15 protein-coding genes are annotated in these 20,166 nt (G+C 48.3%); all 15 read right to left on the bottom strand.

Annotation, left to right across the window (positions count from 1 at the left end; genetic code table 11):
• Positions 1-164 precede the first annotated feature (164 nt).
• Positions 165-2,246, bottom strand: coding sequence for a polyribonucleotide nucleotidyltransferase (pnp, locus tag AC50Y5_RS23330; protein ID WP_494864018.1), 2,082 nt, complete (start codon positions 2,244-2,246; stop codon positions 165-167).
• Between the two features lie 188 nt (positions 2,247-2,434).
• Entirely contained in the window at positions 2,435-2,704 is a 270-nt protein-coding gene (gene rpsO / locus AC50Y5_RS23335) for a 30S ribosomal protein S15 (protein WP_046230760.1), read from the bottom strand.
• Positions 2,705-2,881: 177 nt separating this feature from the next.
• Complete coding sequence (locus tag AC50Y5_RS23340; protein WP_235533232.1) at positions 2,882-3,823, bottom strand: bifunctional riboflavin kinase/FAD synthetase; 942 nt, start codon at positions 3,821-3,823, stop codon at positions 2,882-2,884.
• 61 nt (positions 3,824-3,884) lie between these two features.
• Positions 3,885-4,784 carry a tRNA pseudouridine(55) synthase TruB gene (gene truB, locus AC50Y5_RS23345; protein WP_494863945.1) on the bottom strand — a complete coding sequence of 300 codons (900 nt, stop codon included), beginning with the start codon at positions 4,782-4,784 and terminating at the stop codon, positions 3,885-3,887.
• Between the two features lie 3 nt (positions 4,785-4,787).
• The gene (locus AC50Y5_RS23350; RefSeq protein ID WP_494863946.1) at positions 4,788-5,777 is read right to left on the bottom strand and encodes a DHH family phosphoesterase; all 990 of its coding nucleotides are present in this window, start codon (positions 5,775-5,777) and stop codon (positions 4,788-4,790) included.
• Complete coding sequence (gene rbfA / locus AC50Y5_RS23355; protein WP_046230756.1) at positions 5,774-6,130, bottom strand: 30S ribosome-binding factor RbfA; 357 nt, start codon at positions 6,128-6,130, stop codon at positions 5,774-5,776. Before rbfA ends, AC50Y5_RS23350 begins: the two co-directional genes overlap by 4 nt.
• Positions 6,131-6,137: 7 nt before the next feature.
• Positions 6,138-8,705, bottom strand: coding sequence for a translation initiation factor IF-2 (infB, locus tag AC50Y5_RS23360; protein WP_235533233.1), 2,568 nt, complete (start codon positions 8,703-8,705; stop codon positions 6,138-6,140).
• Between the two features lie 40 nt (positions 8,706-8,745).
• The gene (locus tag AC50Y5_RS23365; protein WP_056039066.1) at positions 8,746-9,093 is read right to left on the bottom strand and encodes a L7Ae/L30e/S12e/Gadd45 family ribosomal protein; all 348 of its coding nucleotides are present in this window, start codon (positions 9,091-9,093) and stop codon (positions 8,746-8,748) included.
• Positions 9,086-9,400, bottom strand: coding sequence for an RNase P modulator RnpM (gene rnpM / locus AC50Y5_RS23370; RefSeq protein WP_046230754.1), 315 nt, complete (start codon positions 9,398-9,400; stop codon positions 9,086-9,088). Before rnpM ends, AC50Y5_RS23365 begins: the two co-directional genes overlap by 8 nt.
• A gap of 46 nt (positions 9,401-9,446) precedes the next feature.
• A complete protein-coding gene (gene nusA, locus AC50Y5_RS23375) occupies positions 9,447-10,550 on the bottom strand; it encodes a transcription termination factor NusA (RefSeq protein ID WP_056038147.1) in 1,104 nt (367 codons plus the stop codon).
• A 137-nt stretch (positions 10,551-10,687) separates the two neighbouring features.
• Positions 10,688-11,149, bottom strand: a complete 462-nt coding sequence (gene rimP, locus AC50Y5_RS23380) for a ribosome maturation factor RimP (protein WP_046230752.1) — start codon at positions 11,147-11,149, stop codon at positions 10,688-10,690.
• Positions 11,150-11,361: 212 nt separating this feature from the next.
• Positions 11,362-15,672, bottom strand: a complete 4,311-nt coding sequence (locus AC50Y5_RS23385; RefSeq protein WP_494863947.1) for a PolC-type DNA polymerase III — start codon at positions 15,670-15,672, stop codon at positions 11,362-11,364.
• A 503-nt stretch (positions 15,673-16,175) separates the two neighbouring features.
• Positions 16,176-17,624 (bottom strand): proline--tRNA ligase, encoded by a 1,449-nt coding sequence (gene proS, locus AC50Y5_RS23390; protein ID WP_494863948.1) that lies wholly within the window; start codon positions 17,622-17,624, stop codon positions 16,176-16,178.
• 6 nt (positions 17,625-17,630) lie between these two features.
• Positions 17,631-18,896 carry an RIP metalloprotease RseP gene (gene rseP, locus AC50Y5_RS23395; protein ID WP_099520654.1) on the bottom strand — a complete coding sequence of 422 codons (1,266 nt, stop codon included), beginning with the start codon at positions 18,894-18,896 and terminating at the stop codon, positions 17,631-17,633.
• A gap of 86 nt (positions 18,897-18,982) precedes the next feature.
• Positions 18,983-20,122, bottom strand: a complete 1,140-nt coding sequence (locus AC50Y5_RS23400; RefSeq protein ID WP_056038161.1) for a 1-deoxy-D-xylulose-5-phosphate reductoisomerase — start codon at positions 20,120-20,122, stop codon at positions 18,983-18,985.
• Positions 20,123-20,166: the final 44 nt, after the last annotated feature.

Here is a 20,166-nt window from a genome sequence, read left to right on the forward strand (position 1 = left end):
CTTTGCTTCGAGTATAAAAAACAAGTGTAAACGGCGTTGCCGTTTTTTTGCGGCAACAGTCCGTTTGGCGTAGAAATAGACGCGTAAATATAAGAGAAAATCTCTGCATTCTTATATTTTGAGAAAGCACCTTGCGGTGCCCCTACCATGTAACGCTGCAGCCGTTATTGTGCTGGTACAGTTGGCGTCAATACAGCTTTACGGGACAAGTTAATACGGCCCTGCTGATCAATTTCCGTTACTTTAACTGTAATTTGGTCGCCGATTGCAATGACATCTTCCACTTTAGCGACACGTTCGTTCGCCAGCTGGGAAATATGCACAAGACCATCTTTGTTCGGTAAAATTTCAACGAATGCGCCGAACTTCTCGATCCGTTTTACTGTACCTAAATAAATTTCACCAATTACAACTTCCTTCACGATACCTTCGATAATCGCTTTGGCTTTTTGGTTCATCTCTTCGTTCGAAGAAGCAATGTAAACCATGCCATCCTGCTCGATATCGATTTTCACGCCAGTTTCCTCAATAATCTTGTTGATGATTTTACCGCCAGAGCCGATAACATCACGGATTTTGTCCGGATTAATGCGAAGCGTGAGAATTTTAGGCGCATACTCAGAAAGGTTAGGACGAGCTTCCGAAATAATCGCTGTCATTTTACCTAGAATATGCATGCGTCCTTCACGTGCTTGCTCAAGCGCCTGCTCCAAAATCGAACGATCGATACCGTCAATTTTGATATCCATTTGAATGGCAGTTACACCTTCTGCTGTACCCGCTACTTTAAAGTCCATATCGCCGAGATGATCTTCCATCCCTTGAATGTCAGACAAAATGGAGAAATGGTCGCCATCTTTAATCAGACCCATTGCAATACCTGCAACCGGAGCTTTAATCGGAACGCCTGCATCCAGCATTGCAAGTGTGCTTGCACAAATACTAGCCTGCGAAGTCGATCCATTGGATTCGAGCACCTCGGATACAAGACGAATCGTATACGGGAAGTCAGCCTCAGATGGAATAACTTTCGACAAAGCGCGCTCGCCGAGTGCACCATGTCCAATTTCACGACGGCCTGGAGGACGAAGTGGTCTTGCTTCGCCTACGCTGAATGGCGGGAAATTATAGTGATGCATAAAACGTTTCGTTTCTTCCGGGCTGATGCCGTCAAGAATTTGCACATCGCCAAGCGGTCCAAGCGTACAAATGCTGAGTGCTTGTGTTTGTCCACGTGTGAATAGTCCAGATCCGTGTGTACGCGGCAATATCGCCACATCACATTCGATTGGACGAATTTCTTCAGGCGCACGGCCATCAGGACGGATTTTTTCATGTGTGATCAGGCGGCGAACTTCTTCTTTAACGATATCATAAAGCACTTCTTTGACATCGCCAAGCAGTTCAGGCGTCTCTGCATATACTTCTTCAAAATGCGCAACCGTGTCCGCATTAACGGCATCAATGGCATCTTGACGCTCATGCTTCTCGGGAATGCGAATCGCTTCTACCAAACGAGCAGATGCAAATGCGCGAACAGCTGCATTTACTTCTTCGTTGACGGCATGAAGCGTTACTTCCATTTTTTCTTTGCCGGCAATGGCCTGCAGTTGCTCGATTGTAGCAACGATTTTCTTGATTTCATCATGCCCGAACATAATCGCTTCCAGCATAACGTCCTCAGGAACTTCATTAGCTTCTGCTTCCACCATCATAATGGCATCTTTCGTACCAGCAACTACAACGAAAATATCGCTTTTCTGCTCTTGCTCAACGGTTGGAATGATCACGAATTGACCATCAACACGACCTACGCTCACGCCGCCGATTGGCCCGTTGAATGGCACATCAGAAATGGCCAGCGCTGCGGAAGTACCAATCATTGCAGCCATTTCAGGCGAGCAATCTTGGTCCACGCTCATGACGATATTCGCGATTTGAATATCATTACGGAACCCTTCAGGGAACAACGGACGAATCGGACGGTCCGTCAGACGGCTGGACAAAATCGCTTTCTCACTTGGACGTCCTTCACGTTTAATAAATCCACCAGGGATTTTACCAACTGCATAAAGACGTTCTTCATAGTTCACCGTAAGCGGGAAAAAATCTAAATCCTTCGGACCTTTGGAAGCGGTCACTGTACAGAGTACAACGGTGTCGCCATAACGAACAGTTACAGCAGCATTCGCTTGCTTCGCAAGTCTGCCTGTTTCCAATACAAGCTTCCGTCCACCCAAAATCATTTCAACTTGTTGCAAACGTATCCCTCCTGTATTTCAAAAATTAATTTAAACGATTGACAAACATAACCTTCGCCAGCAGGACCTCTATATCCTGCTTAACCCTCGCATATTACAAAAAGCAACCCGATTTTGCCAAGTCCGTAATGCCGGACAGCAAAACAACCAGGTTGCTTCTCTTGAAACATGTTTTAGCGGCGAAGGCCGAGTTTTTCGATCAATGCGCTATAACGGCTAACATCTTTGTTTTTAAGGTATCTCAACAGCTTACGACGTTGACCTACCATCTTGAGCAAACCACGACGGGAGTGGTGGTCTTTCTTGTGCTCCCGGAAATGTTGCGTCAAGTTAACGATGTTTTCCGTTAGGATAGCTACTTGAACCTCCGGTGAACCCGTATCGCTCGCATGCGTTTTGTGCGTATCAATCAATTCTTGTTTACGCTCTTGTGTAATTGCCATCCTAAAGTCACCTCCTTGAACTTATATTCAATAATCGCCATTAGCCCAGGCGCCGTCGGTGAGAGCGGACATCCAAGCTAAGGTTCCAATTGCAGCTGCGTATTCTGACAAAAAGTAGAATCGCAACGTGTTTCAGTATATCACAAGCCTGTAGCAAAAGTAAATGCCGACCGGCATTTATTCGACGCCAAACTGCCGCTTCGCCTGCTCGGCATCCGCATGGATTTGCCGAATAAGCTCATCTACACCGCTAAAACGCTGCTCAGGACGAATAAAAGAATGAAATTGCAGTTTAATTGGCTCGTCGTAAATAACTTGATGAAAGTCAAATAAATGGGCTTCCAGCACAGGACGAATATCTTCTTTATTAAAAGTAGGTTTCATTCCGTGATTTAATACGCCATAATACGACTTGCTGAGTACGACTGCTGAAATGCCGAAAACGCCGAGGCGCGGCATAACATATGGCAAGGAAACATCCACATTAGCTGTCGGGAAGCCAATGCTGCTGCCTCTGCCATCGCCATGCACTACTGTCCCTGCTAGCTCATAGGGCCGGCCAAGCAGCTTCGTAGCAAGCTCAATATCACCGTCGCTAAGCGCCTGCCTAATGTAAGTACTGCTCACCTTCAAGCCATTATCGTATAACGGTTCAACGATTTCGACCTGAATGTCCGGCTCGCATAACGCCTTCATTGTGGCAGCATTTCCTTGGCCCTTGTAGCCAAAATTGAAATCAAAACCAACTACAATTTGGGCTGCACCTAAAGGGCGAAGCACTTCATCAACAAACTGCTCCGGCATAATCGCTGCAAAATCATGGTCAAATTTGACGACTAGCACCAAATCGACACCTAATTCAGCAAATAGCGATTGCTTGACGGCAAGTGGCGTCAAACAATTGTAATATTGATCGCCACGGCCCAGAACTTCCTTTGGATGCGGGTTGAACGTCATAACCGCAGACAATCCTCCGGTTCTCTTGGCAGCGGCAACGACTTGCTCAATGACATTGCGGTGTCCGCGATGTACACCGTCAAAATGTCCAATTGCAATAGAAAGCGATTTGTTTCGCAGCTGTTCCGGCAGCTCAATTGCCGGATATTCCAATGAAATCATTTCCAACGCTGATGCACCTGCAATTCCTATATGACTTTCCGATAACCGAGTATGGGCTCAGTTACGAGAACACCTTGATAGGCTTCAACACTGATAAAGCATGATCGGCCTCGAAAATACCAATAAACAAACCATTTTCATCAAAAAGACGTACCGGCTGCTCCGTTTCAAGCTTTTCAGCAAGCAAGCGAAGCGGAAGCTTTTGTCCTTTCAGGGCAAGCGAGGCCGAATGAGCATCGACCGTAACGCGAGGAAAATGCTGGATACCCAGCTCAGCAGGCAAAATAAACGGCCCGATTCCCTCCGTGCCAAGAGCTTCAATCTGCTCTAGGCTTACGCATTGCTCCTTCGTAAAACCACCGGACATCGTCCGGGTGAGCTCCGCCATCGCCGCTGGAACACCCAGCGCCTGGCCGATATCTACACATAAAGTGCGGATATACGTTCCTTTCGAACAGACAACCGAAAACGAAAAACGCGGAAACTCCAAATCAAGCTCAAGATTGATCAGTTCAATTTGATGAATCGTTACTTTCCGTGATTTGCGCTCTACCGTCTTGCCTTCACGTGCCAGTTCATACAAACGTTTTCCATCTACCTTTACAGCGGAGAACATCGGCGGAATTTGTTCGATAACGCCCACGAAGCTGCGCAGCACGCGAATAATATCTTCACGCGTTACCTGCACACCTGTTTGCTCCTGCGTAACCGAGCCTGTCAAATCCTCTGTATCCGTTGCAATGCCAAGCTGGATAACAGCTTCATATGCCTTGGGACGCTCCTGCACGTATTCAACTACACGAGTAGCCCTGCCGAGACATAGCGGCAGAACACCTGTCACCATCGGGTCCAGTGTCCCCGTGTGGCCGATACGCTTCATCTTCAGCAGTCTCCGCACCTTGGCTACGACGTCATGCGAGGTCCAGCCAGCGGGCTTCCATACTGCGATAATACCGTCCATCTGTTAGCTCAACGCCTTTCTGACCGCATCGACCAATTGGGCGATTGCTTCTTGAAGCGGCGCATCAATTCGGCAGCCAGCAGCGCGTACATGTCCACCGCCGCCAAAGGATTGGGCAATCGCGGCAACATCGGCCGTTCCTGCTGATCTTAAGCTGGCTTTCACTCCGCCATCTTCTGTCTCTTTAAACATAATGCCGACTTCCACGCCGTCAATGTTCAGAGCATAATTGACGATGCCTTCCATATCTTCCGAAACAGCACCTGTCTCAGCAAAATCATCCTTATTGACATAAAGCCAGCCAATTTGCTGATTATCGCTAAAAGTAAGCCTGCTAAGACAACGCTGCAGAAGCTTCAGCTTTGACATCGTCATCTTTTCGAGCAGCAGATCGGCTAATTTGTGACCCGGTACACCAATCGACAGCATGCGGGAAGCAATATTCATCACATGAGGTGTCGTATTTGAGTAGCGGAAACCGCCAGTATCTGTGATCAAGCCTGTATATATAGCCGTCGCGCATTCCAAATCAATCGAAATGCCCGCACGTTCAATTAAATCATATAAAATTTCAACCGTAGCTGCTGCATTCGGACGAATCAATTGAACCGTACCAAAGCCGTCATTAGTCGGATGATGATCGATGTTAAGCAGTTCCACGCCTGCAGCAAACAAACTTTCCACTTTGCCCATCCGGCGATAATCCGCACAATCGACTGCAATAACGCGAGCAAACGATTCTGATGGCTGTACTTCAGCATAATTAATAATCGTATCGAATGAGCGCAAATGAGCAAGTCTTGAGGGCAGCTCACTTTCGTTAATCAGCTTGGATTTTTTCCCAAGCTTCTCCAGCAGCCAGCCGACGACGACCGTCGAGCTAATGGCATCGCCATCTGGTTGAACGTGGGAGACGACCAAAAAGTCGTCCCCATCACGCATAAAAGCAAGTGCATCATCCAACTGCTGCAAATAGGTCGCAGCAGCCGTCATGATCCTTTGTTCTCCCCATTAATTTCCTCGAGGATTCCTTCAATACGGCTTCCATACTCAATGCTGCTGTCGAATTTAAAGATCAGCACTGGCGTATGACGCAAACGCATCCGCTTGCCTAGCTCAGAACGGATAAAGCCTGTTGCGCGGCCGATTGCTTTGAGCGTTTCTTCCTTTTGCTCTTCGCTGCCCAGCACGCTCAAATATACTTTGGCTTGGGACAAATCATTACTCGTTTCAACGCCGGTCACTGTAATAAAACCGACGCGTGGATCTTTGATTTCTGTCTGGATAATTTGGCTAAGCTCTTTTTTAATCTGCTCGCCTACCCGACCTACACGAATTTTAGCCATGCTTTATTCACCTCTCTACTGACTCCATTACGAAGGCTTCAATAATATCCCCTTCTTTGAAGTCGCTAAACCGCTCAAGCGTAATTCCGCACTCGTAGCCTTGAGCAACTTCCTTGACATCATCCTTGAAGCGTTTGAGCGTATCGATTTTTCCTTCGAAAACAACGATGCCGCCGCGAACGATCCGCGCTTCAGAAGAACGAGTGATCTTGCCGGAAGTAATCATGGAACCAGCGATAGCTCCAACTTTGCTTACTTTAAATACGTTACGGACTTCAGCATGACCAATAATTACTTCTTTGAAGATTGGATCAAGCATCCCTTTCATCGCTTGTTCAATCTCTTCAATTACGTTATAAATAACGCGGTGCATACGAACATCAACTTTCTCCTGCTGTGCAGCCAGATCAGCCTGCGGCTCAGGACGAACGTTAAAGCCGACAACGATTGCATTCGAAGCAGAAGCCAGGTTGATATCCGATTCGGTAATCGCGCCTACACCGCTATGAATGATTTTGACACGTACGCCTTCGATGTCAATTTTCGCGAGCGAGCCTTTAAGCGCCTCTGCCGAACCTTGAACGTCGGATTTAATAATAACGTTGAGATCCTTGATCTCTCCATCTTTAATATGCTTATACAAATCGTCAAGCGTTACGCGGGAGTTCGCGCCAAGCTCGGATTGACGGTGCTTAATCGCACGGCGATCAGCGATTGCTCTCGCTTTACGCTCGTCTTCAAACACCATGAACGGATCGCCAGCAAGTGGAACCTCTGTCAAACCAGTAATTTCGACTGGTGTGGAAGGTCCAGCTTCTTTTAAGCGGCGGCCCTTGTCATTAACCATTGCCCGAATACGACCGAAGCAGTTACCTGCAACGAAGGCATCTCCGATTTTGAGCGTACCATGCTGTACGAGTACACGAGCAACCGGACCTTTACCTTTATCCAGTTCAGCCTCAATGACCGTACCGCGTGCACGCTTGTCAGGGTTAGCTTTGAAATCATTTACTTCCGCTACAAGCAAAATCATATCGAGCAGTTCTTCCAGACCAATACGCTGTTTCGCTGAAACGTTAACGAAGATGGTATCTCCGCCCCACTCTTCCGGAACCAGCTCATACTCTGTCAAAGCTTGCTTGATTTTATCTGCATCAGCATCTGGCTTATCAATTTTGTTAACCGCAACGATAATTGGAACGCCCGCTGCCTTCGCATGGTTGACTGCCTCTACCGTTTGCGGCATAACGCCGTCATCGGCTGCAACAACGATAATTGTAATATCCGTTACTTGCGCACCACGGGCACGCATCAGCGTAAACGCTTCGTGACCAGGTGTATCGAGGAACGTAATCTTTTTATGGTTAGCTTCGATTTGGTAAGCACCGATATGCTGGGTAATACCGCCAGCTTCTCCGCCTGTTACGTTCGTTTTGCGAATTGCATCCAGCAAAGTTGTTTTACCATGGTCAACGTGACCCATGATCGTTACAACAGGAGGGCGAGGCAATAGATCAGCTTCCTCATCCGTTTCTTCAACCGTTTCGAACGTATCTTCTTCAACCGGAATTTTCACTTCTACTTCTACGCCATATTCACCGGCAAGCAGAAGGATTGCATCCATATCGATCTCTTGGTTAATGGTAGCCATTACGCCAAGAACGATCAGCTTCTTAATAACTTCGGAAGCATCTTTATGAAGCAATTTTGCCAATTCGCCAACGGTCAACGTACCACGTACGATGATTTTCTTAGGCGTATTGTCGATTTTCTCACGGAATACTTGCGGCTGATTACGCTGGTTGCGTCCTCTGCCACCGCGATTATTGTTATTGTTGCGGCCAAAACCGCCTGGTCTTCCATCTTCAAACCGTTTTTGCCCTTGGTTTGCGCCTGGTTTTCTTGCACCTGGCTTATTATTCGCATTGCCGTTTGTGCTTCTCGAAGCATCGCCTGACGGACGGGACGGACCTGTTCCAGATGGGCGATTAGCTCCTTGTGAAGCTGGTGGACGCGATGGTCCGCCACTGCTTGGACGGTTGCCTTGGCCTGATCCTTGGCTAGGACGGCTGTTTTGCGATTGGCCACCTTGACTTGGACGGCTATTTTGCGTTTGGCCGCCTTGGCTAGGACGGCTGCTGCTTTGCGATTGGCCAGAACCTTGCGCTGGACGGCTGCCGCTAGGTGCTGCGGACCTGTTGTTGCTGCTTGGGGACGATTGGGACGGACGTTGCTGTTGGTTGTTTTGCGTTGTCGTTTTAATAGAATTCATAGGCTCCTGTCTATCTTGCGTAATTTTTTTATTGTTTAATCCGGAAGCTTCGAGCTCCGGTTTAATGGCTTCTTGCTGTGATACTGGTTGTTGCTTCGGCTGAACAGGCTTAGATGGCGCTTGCGAAGTGGAAGATACGGTTGCTCCGCTTGACTCTTTCGCCCGCTTTGCTGCTGCGTTAGCTTTAATATCGCGGAAAAAGCCTTCCACTTTATTAACCATTTCGTTTTCCATCACACTCATATGGTTGTTAACGGGCATATCCAGCCGTTTAAGAATCGTTATAATTTCTTTACTGCTCATGCTGAGGGATTTCGCATATTCGTATACACGCAGCTTATCTTTATTGTCCTTGCTGTCCTGTGGTTTGTTCAATATGATCCACCTCCGAATTTTGATTCAGATGACCCGCAATCATTTTTCCGAACTTTGCGTCAGTTACCGCCAGTACGACTCGGTCCAGCTTTCCTATAGCTTTTCCAAGTTGATCGCGGTCGAACGCTTCGGCGAGCTCTACCCCATAGGTGCTGCATTTATCTTGAAACTTTTTTTTCGTATTTGGAGATGCGTCACCCGCAATAATGACGAGATGCACCTCTCCCTTACGTACCGCCTTGAGCACGATTTCATCGCCAGTAACCAATTTTCCAGCCCGCATGGCCATGCCGAGCGAGGACAAGCCTTTATTCATCTTCATCGCTTACCCGCTCCTTTTCTGCCAGAAACTCTTCCTCTACCGCAATGAAATCCTGTTCAAGCTGGTCGTAAATAGCTACGCCAACAGGTTGCTTCAAAGCTCGATCCAGTGCTTTTGTCTTTTTGGCCAGCTTAAAGCAGCTGACTTTCCCGCACAAATAGGCGCCCCGACCGGCTTTTTTGCCAGTAAGATCAATTAGAATTTCCTCATCAGGCGTTCTAACGACCCGAATAAGCTCTTTCTTCGGTTTCATTTCCTGGCAGGCTACGCATTTGCGCAGCGGCACTTTTCTCGGTCTCATCGCACATCCCCCCTTTACCCGTTGATGAACGCAGCCGATATATTAGTTAAGCCAGATCAATGGAAACCGAATCTTGCGGCATAACTGCCGTCATCGTTTTCGGACGACCGTACTCCTGCTCAGCTTGCGATTCACTCTTAATGTCGATTTTCCAGCCAGTCAGCTTCGCCGCTAGACGAGCGTTTTGCCCTTTAATCCCGATTGCAAGCGAAAGCTGATAATCCGGTACAATAACACGGGCCATTTTTTCCTGCTCAAAAACGATAACTTCAAGCACTTTAGATGGGCTCAGCGCATTCGCAACGTATTCTTCGACATTTTCAGACCAGCACACGATATCAATCTTCTCGCCTTTCAGCTCGCCAACAATAGTCTGCACACGCATTCCTTTCGGACCTACGCATGAGCCTACAGCGTCAACTTCGTCATTGCGCGAAAAAACGGCAATTTTCGAACGGAAGCCTGCCTCGCGCGCAACCGAGCGAATTTCAACGACTCCATCGTAAATTTCCGGAACTTCTAGCTCAAATAAACGCTTAAGCAGACCTGGATGCGTACGGGACAAAATAATTTGCGGACCCTTAGTCGTATTTTCCACTTTCGTAATATACGATTTCACACGGTCTCCGTGCTTGAACTTATCAGTTGGCATAAGCTCTGTCAGCGGCATTACTGCTTCTACTTTACCCAAATCGATAAAAAGGTTGCGAACGTCCTGGCGCTGCACGATACCATTCACAATATCCTCTTCTTTGTCGATAAAAGCATTGTAGATCAAGCCGCGTTCAGCCTCGCGAATGCGCTGCGTTACGACCTGCTTCGCGGTTTGCGCTGCAATACGGCCAAAATCACGAGGCGTCACTTCAATGTCCGCCACATCGTCAAGCTGGTAATGCGGATTCACTTCACGAGCCGCTTCTACTGTAATTTCCAAACGGGGATCAAGCACTTCGTCCGTCACCGTCTTGCGGGCATATACTTTAATAACACCCGTATAGCGGTTAATATCGACACGCACATTTTGCGCAGCGTTAAAGTTCCGCTTATAGCTTGAAATCAGCGCTGCTTCGATCGCATCAATCAGCACTTCTTTGGCTATCCCTTTATCCCTCTCTATTTCCGATAATGCTTCAATAAAATCCATGCTCATTGGAACTCTGGTCCCCCCTTCAATTATAACAAACGTTGTTCAAGATGAAACGGCTGTCGCCGTCCCTTGGCGGTGCGGCGCGTTTCATTCCGAGAAATATAGAGAAAGGATAACGAAATGATATACTTTCCTATATTTTAAAAAACGATGGCGAGGCGTGCTCCCGCCACTTTAGCATAAGGAATGGCATGCTCTTTCTTGCCGACTTTGACTACAAGCTCTTCTCCATCGAACGAAATGAGGTCACCTTCAAATTCCTTGGATGCGTTAATCGGCTCATAGGTCGTGATGTATACGTGCTTGCCGACGGCTTTGCGCACATCTTCGGCTTTCTTAAGCGGCCTTTCGGCGCCAGGCGACGACACTTCAAGAAAATAAGCATCCGTTACCGGATCGTTCTTGTCCAGTTGTTCACTTAAAAATTCGCTAATACGGCCGCATTCGTCAATATCAATGCCGCCTTCCTTGTCTACTGAAACCCGGAGGAAGAAGTTGCTTCCTTCCTTGACGTACTCAATATCAACAAGTTCAAATCCATTTTCGCTTAGAAATGGTGTTACCATTTCTTCCACGACGGTTTTGATTTTGGAAATGCTCAAATTGCTGCTACCTCCCGTTCGGTCCAAACGATTGATTTGGCCTTTCAGACCCTTAAAGACCCGAAAACAAAACGTAAAGAGTGGGTTTCCCCACTCTTCTGCATCAAACGCTTATCAACATCATTGCCACGAAAATTATAACATAACCGCATAAGTAGTGACAAGAAAACTTTTCAAGTTGAAATGCTGTACAAATGCCGATATACCACGTTCTAAAACAACGAGAGCTGGTTCGATTCCGGCAATCCTCGGAAACAGCCCATCCCGTTCAGCACCTCGACAATCGTTTTACTCGCCTTCGATCTTTGCTGGAAATCCTCAATCGACAGGTACTCGCCATCATTACGGGAAGCGGCAATATTGCGTGCGGCATTTTCACCAATACCCGGAATCGCTGCAAACGGAGGCACGAGCGAATCGCCATCGACTTGGAATTTTGTCGCATCCGAACGGTAAAGATCAATCGGTTTAAAAGAGAAGCCGCGTGCTGTCATCTCAAGCGCCATCTCGAGCAGCGAGATGCTCGCTTTCTCCTTAGGCAGCGCCGCAAAGCCTTTTTCTTCAATTTCTATCAGCTTGCGTTTGATTGCATCGTAGCCTTGGCACAATATTTCAAGGTCAAAATCTTCCGCGCGAACGGTAAAGTAAGTCGCATAATAAGCAATTGGATAATACAGCTTGAAGTAGGCTGTCCGCACCGCCGAAATAACATAGGCCGCGGCATGCGCCTTCGGAAACATATACTCAATGCGCAAGCAGGAGTCAATGTACCACTGCGGTACTTTGCAGCGCTTCATCTCTTCGATCCATTCGTCAGAAAGTCCCTTGCCCTTACGCACGCTCTCGGTAATTTTGAAGGCCAGACCTGCATCCATGCCCGCCTTGTAAATTAAATAAAGCATAATATCATCCCGGCAGCCGATAACGGTTTTGATATTGCAGGTTCCCTTCTTAATGAGCTCCTGCGCATTGCCGAGCCAAACGCCGGTTCCGTGGGACAACCCGGAAATTTGCAGCAAATCGGCAAAGGAAGACGGCTGCGTCTCCTGAAGCATTTGCCGAACGAACTTCGTACCCATCTCGGGAACGCCATATGTGGCTACTGGCGTACGAATTTTCTCTGGAGAAACATCAAGCGCTTTGGTCGAATTGAACATGCTCATCACTTTAGGATCGTTCATCGGGATCGTTGTTGGGTCAACATCAGTCAAATCCTGAAGCATCCGCATCATCGTCGGATCATCGTGTCCGAGTATATCGAGCTTGAGCAAATTCGTCTCAAAGGCATGATAGTCAAAATGGGTCGTCTTCCATTCTGCATTTACGTCATCAGCCGGATATTGAACTGGTGTTACATCCTCTACTTCGATGTAATCCGGCACAACGACGATACCGCCCGGATGCTGACCAGTACTACGCTTAACGCCCGTTACACCGGCAGCCAGTCTGGACAGCTCGGCACCGCGCCATTTTTTGCCATTTGCTTCTTCATATTTCTTGGCAAAGCCGAAGCCCGTTTTCTCCGCTACCGTACCTATTGTCCCGGCCCGAAATACAGCTTTTTCCCCAAACAGCACCTTTGTGTAGTTATGCGCTATCGGCTGGTATTCACCAGAGAAGTTAAGATCGATATCGGGAACTTTATCACCTTTGAAGCCAAGGAATGTTTCGAACGGGATATCCTGCCCTTCGCCCTTTAGCGGCTCTCCGCATTTTGGACAAGATTTGTCGGGAAGGTCAAAGCCGCTCGGAATGCTGCCATCGAGAAACCATTCGCTATGCTTGCATGCTGGATTTTTGCACATATAATGCGCTGGCAGCGGATTAACCTCGGATATGCCGAGAAACGTAGCTACAACAGAGGAACCAACAGAGCCCCTGGAGCCGACCAAATAGCCGTCCTCATTCGATTTTTTCACAAGACGCTCAGAAATTAAATAGTTCGCGGAAAATCCGAATTTAATAATCGGCACGAGTTCTTTCTCCAACCGGTCAATGACGACTTGCGGCAGATCCTCGCCATAAAATCCTTTAGCTGTATTGTAGCAGGTGGTGCGGATCTCCTCTTCTGCTCCCTCCATAATCGGCGTGAACAACTCCGGAGGAAACAGGTCAAACGGCTCAAAGCGTTCGGCAAGCTGCACCGTATTGGTCACAACGACCTCATACGCCCGTGCTTCTCCAAGGAACGCAAATTCCTTAAGCATTTCATCGGTCGTACGGAAGTGGGCATCCGGCTTGCGCATGTCTTTCAGCGGACTAAAACCCGTAATGCCATGGATCGCAATGTCGCGGAACAGCTTATCCCGAGGATTCAAATAATGGACATTGCCTGTCGCAATAACTGGCTTGCCCAGCTCATCAGCAATTTGGCACACACGGCGGTGTGCTTGCTCGATTTCAGCACGGCTGCCAACGAGACCTTTGTCCACTAAATGCATGTAAAAATCAATCGGCTGAATTTCCAGTACATCATAGAACCGCGCGACTTCTACAGCTTCCTCATACGATTTATTCAGCACCGTTTCGTAAAACTCGCCTTTTTCACATCCGGATATGACGAGCAGCCCTTCGCGCAGCTCCACTAGCTTCGTCCGCGGGATGCTTGCTACCCGTTTAAAATGCTGCGTATGGGAGAGCGATACGAGCTTGTATAAATTTTTCTTGCCGACTGCGTTCAGTGCATAAATACAGCAGTGAAACGGGCGGCTGTTCGATAAATCGATACCGACATAATCATTTAATTGATGCAGGCCTGTAACATTGCGTTCAGCCGCATCGCTAATCAAGCCGAACAATACCCCGCCCAAGGCGATGGAGTCATCAATCGCACGGTGATGGTTTTCCAGGCTGATTTTGTATTTAGCTGACAGCGTATTGAGACGATGATTTTTCAAGCTTGGATGCAAAAACCTTGCCAGCTCCAGTGTATCAAGGACCGGGTTTTTAATTTCCGGCAGGCCAAGCGATTTACAGTTTGCTTGCAAAAACCCGATATCAAAGCGGGCATTGTGGGCAACAAGTACGGTATCGCCAATAAATTCGATGAATTCGCGCAGCTTTGGCTCAAGCTCCGGCGCATCCTGTACCATTTCATCATTAATATTCGTCAATTGCTGAATATGATAAGGAATTTTCTCATGTGGATTAATGAAGGTGGCAAATGTCGCCACTTCTTTGCCATCTTTCATTTTCACGCCGGCAAGCTCGATAATTTTGTTATTAATGACCGAAAGTCCCGTCGTCTCGATATCGAAAACGATGTATTCGGAGCCAGCGAGCGGCTGCTCCCGCGGATTAAGCACTATCGGAACCGCATCATTTACCACGTTAGCCTCTAGGCCAAATAATAGCTGAATGCCGTTCTTTTTCGCTGCTTTCGCTGCTTCCGGGTAACATTGCACGTTGCTGTGGTCAGTGACCGCCATTGCTTTATGTCCCCATTTGGCTGCCATCTTTACATAAGCATCAATGGGAGCCACCGCATCCATCGCGCTCATTGTCGTATGCAGATGAAACTCTACCCGTTTCTCCTCCGCATTGTCTTTGCGGTCTGCTGGTGCATGAACCTCATGCAAATCATTCGGCATCATGACAAGCTCCGGCTCCTGCATAAACCGGTCATATTCGACTCTGCCACGCGCCTTCACCCATTTGCCGTTGGACAATAGATCCAGCACTTTGACATCATCTTTTGTTTTGGCGAACATTTTTAGGGACAAGGAATCGGAGAAATCGGTCAAGTTGAAGGTAAAGAGCGTGCTTCCGTTGCGCAGCTCCTTCTTATCCAGACCGAATACGGCGCCTTGCACCGTTATTTTCTTCTCTTCCTCGCGAATGTTCATCAATGGAACCGGCTCTTCGCGAATGTCATATCCGACCGCCAGTCTTGCCGGCGGCTCGCCATCATCGCCCAATTCCTCAGCTGCGGCGCTAGCCATAATTTGCTGAATGACCTCGCGCTCCTCCGCTACCCGCCGCTGCTCGAACTCTTCGTATACCTCTGCTTTAGCTTCGCCAACGGCAAGCTTTACTTTATAGCTTCGGCTGAATTGCCGCTCATAAAAGCGGGTAATTTCTTCATCCATCCGTTTTTTGCGCGCCAGCTCCAGCCCCATTTCATCGAGCATCAGCAGCGTAATAACATCGCCTTCCGTCGTAATCGTTGCTTTGAGAAGCCAACCGTTAACCGAAGCAATTTCCTGCTGCGCCCACTCTTTGAAAAGCGGCCAATATTCGCTCGCAAGCTCTTCTGAAGAAAGCTGCTCATCGTATATAAATTGGAAGGAGGTATCAGCAATATGGGCAAACTTTTGCTTGACCGCCTGGCATAATCCACTATAGGCCTTATAAGGGACCAAAGACGTTTTGCGTATGCAAAACGTCCACTTGCGGTTGTTCTTGGCGACTACAACCTGATCTATATAACCATCCTGAAAAAAGGATTGTATCATTTCCTGCGGTAATTCCGACTGCTGCAGCAGCAGCTCAAAGCGCTGCCTTTTGTTGTCGGTTTGGCTCATGATTTTATCCACTCCTAACGCTCGCTGGCTTATTTTCGCTGTTGCAATGGGGATGGTCGGCTCGGTTAAGGGGGATCGGCGCTGCGTGAAAGGTTTGGCTTACGATCGCCATTGCCCATACATTTCCTCGAAATAAGTCGTTAAACGGCAGAAATGTATAGGCAAAGCTTATGCTTACGAAGCTGCTTTCCTTCGGAAAGCTTTAACGCTAACGCTTCTCCAGCTTAAACCTTTCACTCCACTTGCCCCCTAAACCTCGCTCTCTCCACCGCAAAAACCGTTGTATAAGCGCTCGCTAAACCAGCACTTCTCATAGAAGCAGGGAAATGGCTGATTCCATTTCCCTGCCTTGAAATTGCTTTGTAATCAGCATAACACATCAAAACTCAATGCAGAACAATAAAATACAAATTAAAATTAAAGAAAAAGCGAAAGATTCTGTTGCGTACAATGCACTTCAAGCATTCGAACGAAGACGCTCTGTTGCTACAGGAGAGCCCGTTCTAGTAAGCGCGAGCAAAAACAACTGTATGCTCGGCGGCGTCGCCGCAAACGAGGCATGTGCTCTTTTTCTCGGCAGGCTCGAATGGAATGTTGCGGCTTGTTGCTCCCGTCTCTTCCTTGACCTGCTTCTCGCATGCTTCCGAGCCACACCAGCCCGCAAGCACAAAGCCGCGCTGCTCCTCTTGCGATGCCTTCATTTCATCCAGCGTATCTACCGAATAGAAATGATCCTCGCGGAACTGCTTCGCTTTCTCAAACATTTCATTATGGATTTGCACAAGCATCGCTTCTACTTCAGCGACGAGATTAGCCTGCTCGACTACCTTCTTCTCGCCGCTAATGCGGGATACGAGTACAACTTGTCCATTTTCCATATCACGTGGCCCCAGCTCCAGACGAAGCGGAATGCCGCGCATTTCATATTCATTGAACTTCCAGCCAGGGCTTACGTCCGAACGGTCATCCACCTTGACGCGAACACCCGCTTTTTTAAGCTCGGCATACAGCTCATCTACCCGGCCGACAACTTGGTCGCGCGTTTTCGCTGGACCGATAGGAATCATAATCACTTGTGTTGGAGCGACTTTAGGCGGCAACGCAAGGCCACGATCGTCACCATGCACCATAATCATAGCGCCAATGAGACGGGTACTCACACCCCATGAGGTCGTGTGGGCAAATTGCAGCTGATTTTCACGGTCCAAATATTTAATATCAAATGCTACGGCAAATTTCGTTCCCAAGTAATGAGAAGTTCCCGCCTGTACGGCACGGCCATCCTTCATCATCGCTTCAATCGAATACGTATCTACTGCGCCCGCAAAACGCTCCGAAGGCGTCTTTTGTCCAACAACGACCGGAATCGCCAGAAATTCCTCGACAAAGTCACGGTAAATGCCGAGCATTTGCATCGTTTCTTGACGAGCTTCCTCTTCATTCTCATGCGCTGTATGGCCTTCCTGCCATAGAAACTCACTTGTGCGCAGGAAAGGCAGCGTGCGTTTCTCCCAGCGGACTACATTCGCCCATTGGTTAATGAGCAGCGGCAGGTCGCGGTACGATTGAATCCATTTGGCATACATATGCCCGAACATCGTCTCCGAAGTTGGACGAATAGCAAGGCGCTCCTCAAGCTTCTCGCCTGCTGCTTCTGTTACCCAAGGAAGCTCAGGATTAAAGCCCTCGACATGCTCCTTTTCCTTCTGGAAAAAGCTTTCTGGAATAAAGAGCGGGAAATACGCATTGCGATGGCCGGTTTCTTTAAAGCGGCGGTCCAGATCACGTTGAATATTTTCCCATAGCTCATAACCTTCCGGGCGAAAAATAATACATCCGCGCACCGGCGAATAATCCATAAGCTCGGCTTTTTTAATGACATCAATATACCATTTCGAGAAATCCTCGCTTTGCGGCGTAATTTCCGAAACAAATTTTTTATCTTTAGACATAAAAGGTTAAGACTCCCCTCGCACCAATCGCAAAATATCGTTATAGGTTACTACCAGCATCAGCAGCATAATGAGCGCAAAGCCGACGAAATGAACCATGCTTTCCCGGTTCGGGTCAATCGGTCTGCCGCGCAGCGCTTCCAGCCCGAGAAAAATAAGTCTGCTTCCATCCAGTGCTGGAATGGGCAGCAAGTTGAAAATCCCCAAATACAAGCTCAGCATAGCGGTCCATCGCGTCAATTCGGCGATGCCCTGCTTGGCAATTTGACTGGTTACCTCTGCTGTACGCACAGGCCCGCCCAAATCATCCAGCTTAAAATCACCGGTGACGAGCTTCTTAAAGCCTTCAAAAATGATAACGGTCATCTGCTTCATCAGCTTGCCTGCACCCGTTACCGTTTCTGTAATCGTTGCCGAGCGCGTCTTGTAAGCAGCCGTGATCCCGACTTTACCGACTCCTTGGTCATCCGGAGCTGGCGTCAGCTCGATCTTCTGCGCTACGCCGCCGCGCACAATGTCCATTTGAATCGGTACGCCAGGCGAACCGCCAATAATCTCAATCATTTTATCATAATCCGTACCAATTGGCGTACCATTAATCGCTTGAATCATGTCGCCGCTTTGCAATTGGGCCTTTTCTGCCGGCATCCCCTTGCTAATCGAATCCACGAGCAAATTTTCCGGTGTACCCGCGAGTTGAATATAAGCGCCACACAATACAAACGCCAGCACAAAATTCATAAACGGACCGGCAAAAATAGCCCGTGCCCGCGCAGCTACCGATTTGCTGCCAAACTGTCTGTCCAGCGGGGCAATTTGCGTTTCTTTGCCTTTGCTAATCATCAATGCTTGTGGATGCAGCGCAAAACGTTCCTTCTCGCCTTCAATGTCGAGCGTAACGAACAAATCCCTTTCCAGGTCGATCTGAGTCACTTCGCCACGAATGACGCCGCTACGCTCATCTAGACGGTCCAGGTACAATCTCGTTACCTTATCCTCTTTAAGCTTGATGGCAATTGTCTGCCCAGAGGCAACGTCCACAATTTCCGGGTCCTCGCCTGCCATACGGACGAAGCCACCTGCCGGAACGAGGCGAATGGTAAATCGCGTCTCGCCGCGCTTAATGGAAATGAGCTTAGGTCCAAAACCAATGGCAAATTCCCTAACCAATATCCCTGCTCGTTTGGCAAAATAATAGTGGCCCCATTCGTGGATAGTCACGATTACAAAAAACACGAGCACGGTTAATAAAACAATCTGAATCGTCTCCATATAGAGCCTCCTGTTCGTAACGGCCTGTACATAGATTATCATTATTCTCCTACCCGTTACAAGAGAACCGCGAGGCAGCGCACAAGTTACACAGTAGCAGCCATTCGACGTGCCCAGCTGTCGACTTCAGCGATAGCTTCAAGAGTATCAACCACCGTTACAGGATGGCGAGTGAGCACTTCCTCAATCGTGCGCTCAATATCCAGAAATTCAATTTCGCCAGCAAGAAACCGGGCCACCGCTACTTCATTCGCCGCATTATATACCGTTGGCGCCGATTGTCCCGCTTTGCCGCATTCGAAAGCGAGACGCAGGCACGGATACCGTTCAAAGTCCATCTCTCGAAAATGAAGCTTGCCAATGGCAGCCAAATCAAGCCGGCCGGTAGGCGTTGGATAGCGATGCGGATACGTAAGCGCATATTGAATCGGAACGCGCATATCAGGCAACCCTAGCTGCGCAATGACGCTATGGTCAGTAAACTCCACATAAGAATGAATGATACTCTCTGGATGAACAAGAACATGGATTTGATCGTATGTAACATCAAACAGCCAATGGGCTTCAATAACTTCCAGCCCTTTATTAGCCATTGTGGCAGAATCGATTGTGATTTTAGCACCCATGGACCAATTAGGATGATTCAGCGCTTCCGCCACTGTAACACCTTTCAATTGCTCGCGCGTGCGATCGCGGAATGAGCCGCCTGAGGCAGTCAGCGTAAGCTGGCTAAGCGATCTGCGATCTTCTCCATTCAGGCACTGAAAAATAGCCGAATGCTCGCTGTCAATCGGTATAATCGAAACACCCTTCTGCCTTGCCCGTTCCATTACAATATGGCCCGCCGTTACGAGCGTCTCTTTATTCGCAAGGCCAATCATTTTGCCCGCTTCAATGGCAGCAAGCGTTGCAGGGAGCCCTCTGCTGCCCATAATCGCCGTAACGACAATATCGGCTTCCGTCTCTCCAGCAAGCTCAATTAAGCCCTGCTCTCCATAAATGACCCGAGTTCCTGCAGGCAGCGAAGAGGCAACCGCTTCAGCCGCTTCCTTCGTTGACAAGCAAACGATGGATGGCTTGAAGCGGATCGCCTGCTGAATCAGCAGGTCCGTATTGCTGCCCGCCGATAAGCCGACAACCTGAAAACGCTCCGGGTCGTTTGCAATAACATCCAGCGTTTGCGTGCCAATGGAGCCTGTTGAGCCAAGAATCGTTATTTTTTTCATCTCAATCTCCTCTGACACTCGGATTAGACATGTACTTTTTGCAT

The organism is Paenibacillus sp. JT22N7, assembly GCF_059383875.1.

Bases quoted from the DNA above. Each gene is read 5' to 3' on its own strand.
- pnp (WP_494864018.1), bottom strand. From the start codon at position 2,246: ATGATTTTGGGTGGACGGAAGCTTGTATTGGAAACAGGCAGACTTGCG.
- rpsO (WP_046230760.1), bottom strand. From the start codon at position 2,704: ATGGCAATTACACAAGAGCGTAAACAAGAATTGATTGATACGCACAAA.
- AC50Y5_RS23340 (WP_235533232.1), bottom strand. From the start codon at position 3,823: ATGATTTCATTGGAATATCCGGCAATTGAGCTGCCGGAACAGCTGCGA.
- truB (WP_494863945.1), bottom strand. From the start codon at position 4,784: ATGGACGGTATTATCGCAGTATGGAAGCCCGCTGGCTGGACCTCGCAT.
- AC50Y5_RS23350 (WP_494863946.1), bottom strand. From the start codon at position 5,777: ATGACGGCTGCTGCGACCTATTTGCAGCAGTTGGATGATGCACTTGCT.
- rbfA (WP_046230756.1), bottom strand. From the start codon at position 6,130: ATGGCTAAAATTCGTGTAGGTCGGGTAGGCGAGCAGATTAAAAAAGAG.
- infB (WP_235533233.1), bottom strand. From the start codon at position 8,705: ATGAGCAGTAAAGAAATTATAACGATTCTTAAACGGCTGGATATGCCC.
- AC50Y5_RS23365 (WP_056039066.1), bottom strand. From the start codon at position 9,093: ATGAATAAAGGCTTGTCCTCGCTCGGCATGGCCATGCGGGCTGGAAAA.
- rnpM (WP_046230754.1), bottom strand. From the start codon at position 9,400: ATGAGACCGAGAAAAGTGCCGCTGCGCAAATGCGTAGCCTGCCAGGAA.
- nusA (WP_056038147.1), bottom strand. From the start codon at position 10,550: ATGAGCATGGATTTTATTGAAGCATTATCGGAAATAGAGAGGGATAAA.
- AC50Y5_RS23385 (WP_494863947.1), bottom strand. From the start codon at position 15,672: ATGAGCCAAACCGACAACAAAAGGCAGCGCTTTGAGCTGCTGCTGCAG.
- proS (WP_494863948.1), bottom strand. From the start codon at position 17,624: ATGTCTAAAGATAAAAAATTTGTTTCGGAAATTACGCCGCAAAGCGAG.
- rseP (WP_099520654.1), bottom strand. From the start codon at position 18,896: ATGGAGACGATTCAGATTGTTTTATTAACCGTGCTCGTGTTTTTTGTA.
- AC50Y5_RS23400 (WP_056038161.1), bottom strand. From the start codon at position 20,122: ATGAAAAAAATAACGATTCTTGGCTCAACAGGCTCCATTGGCACGCAA.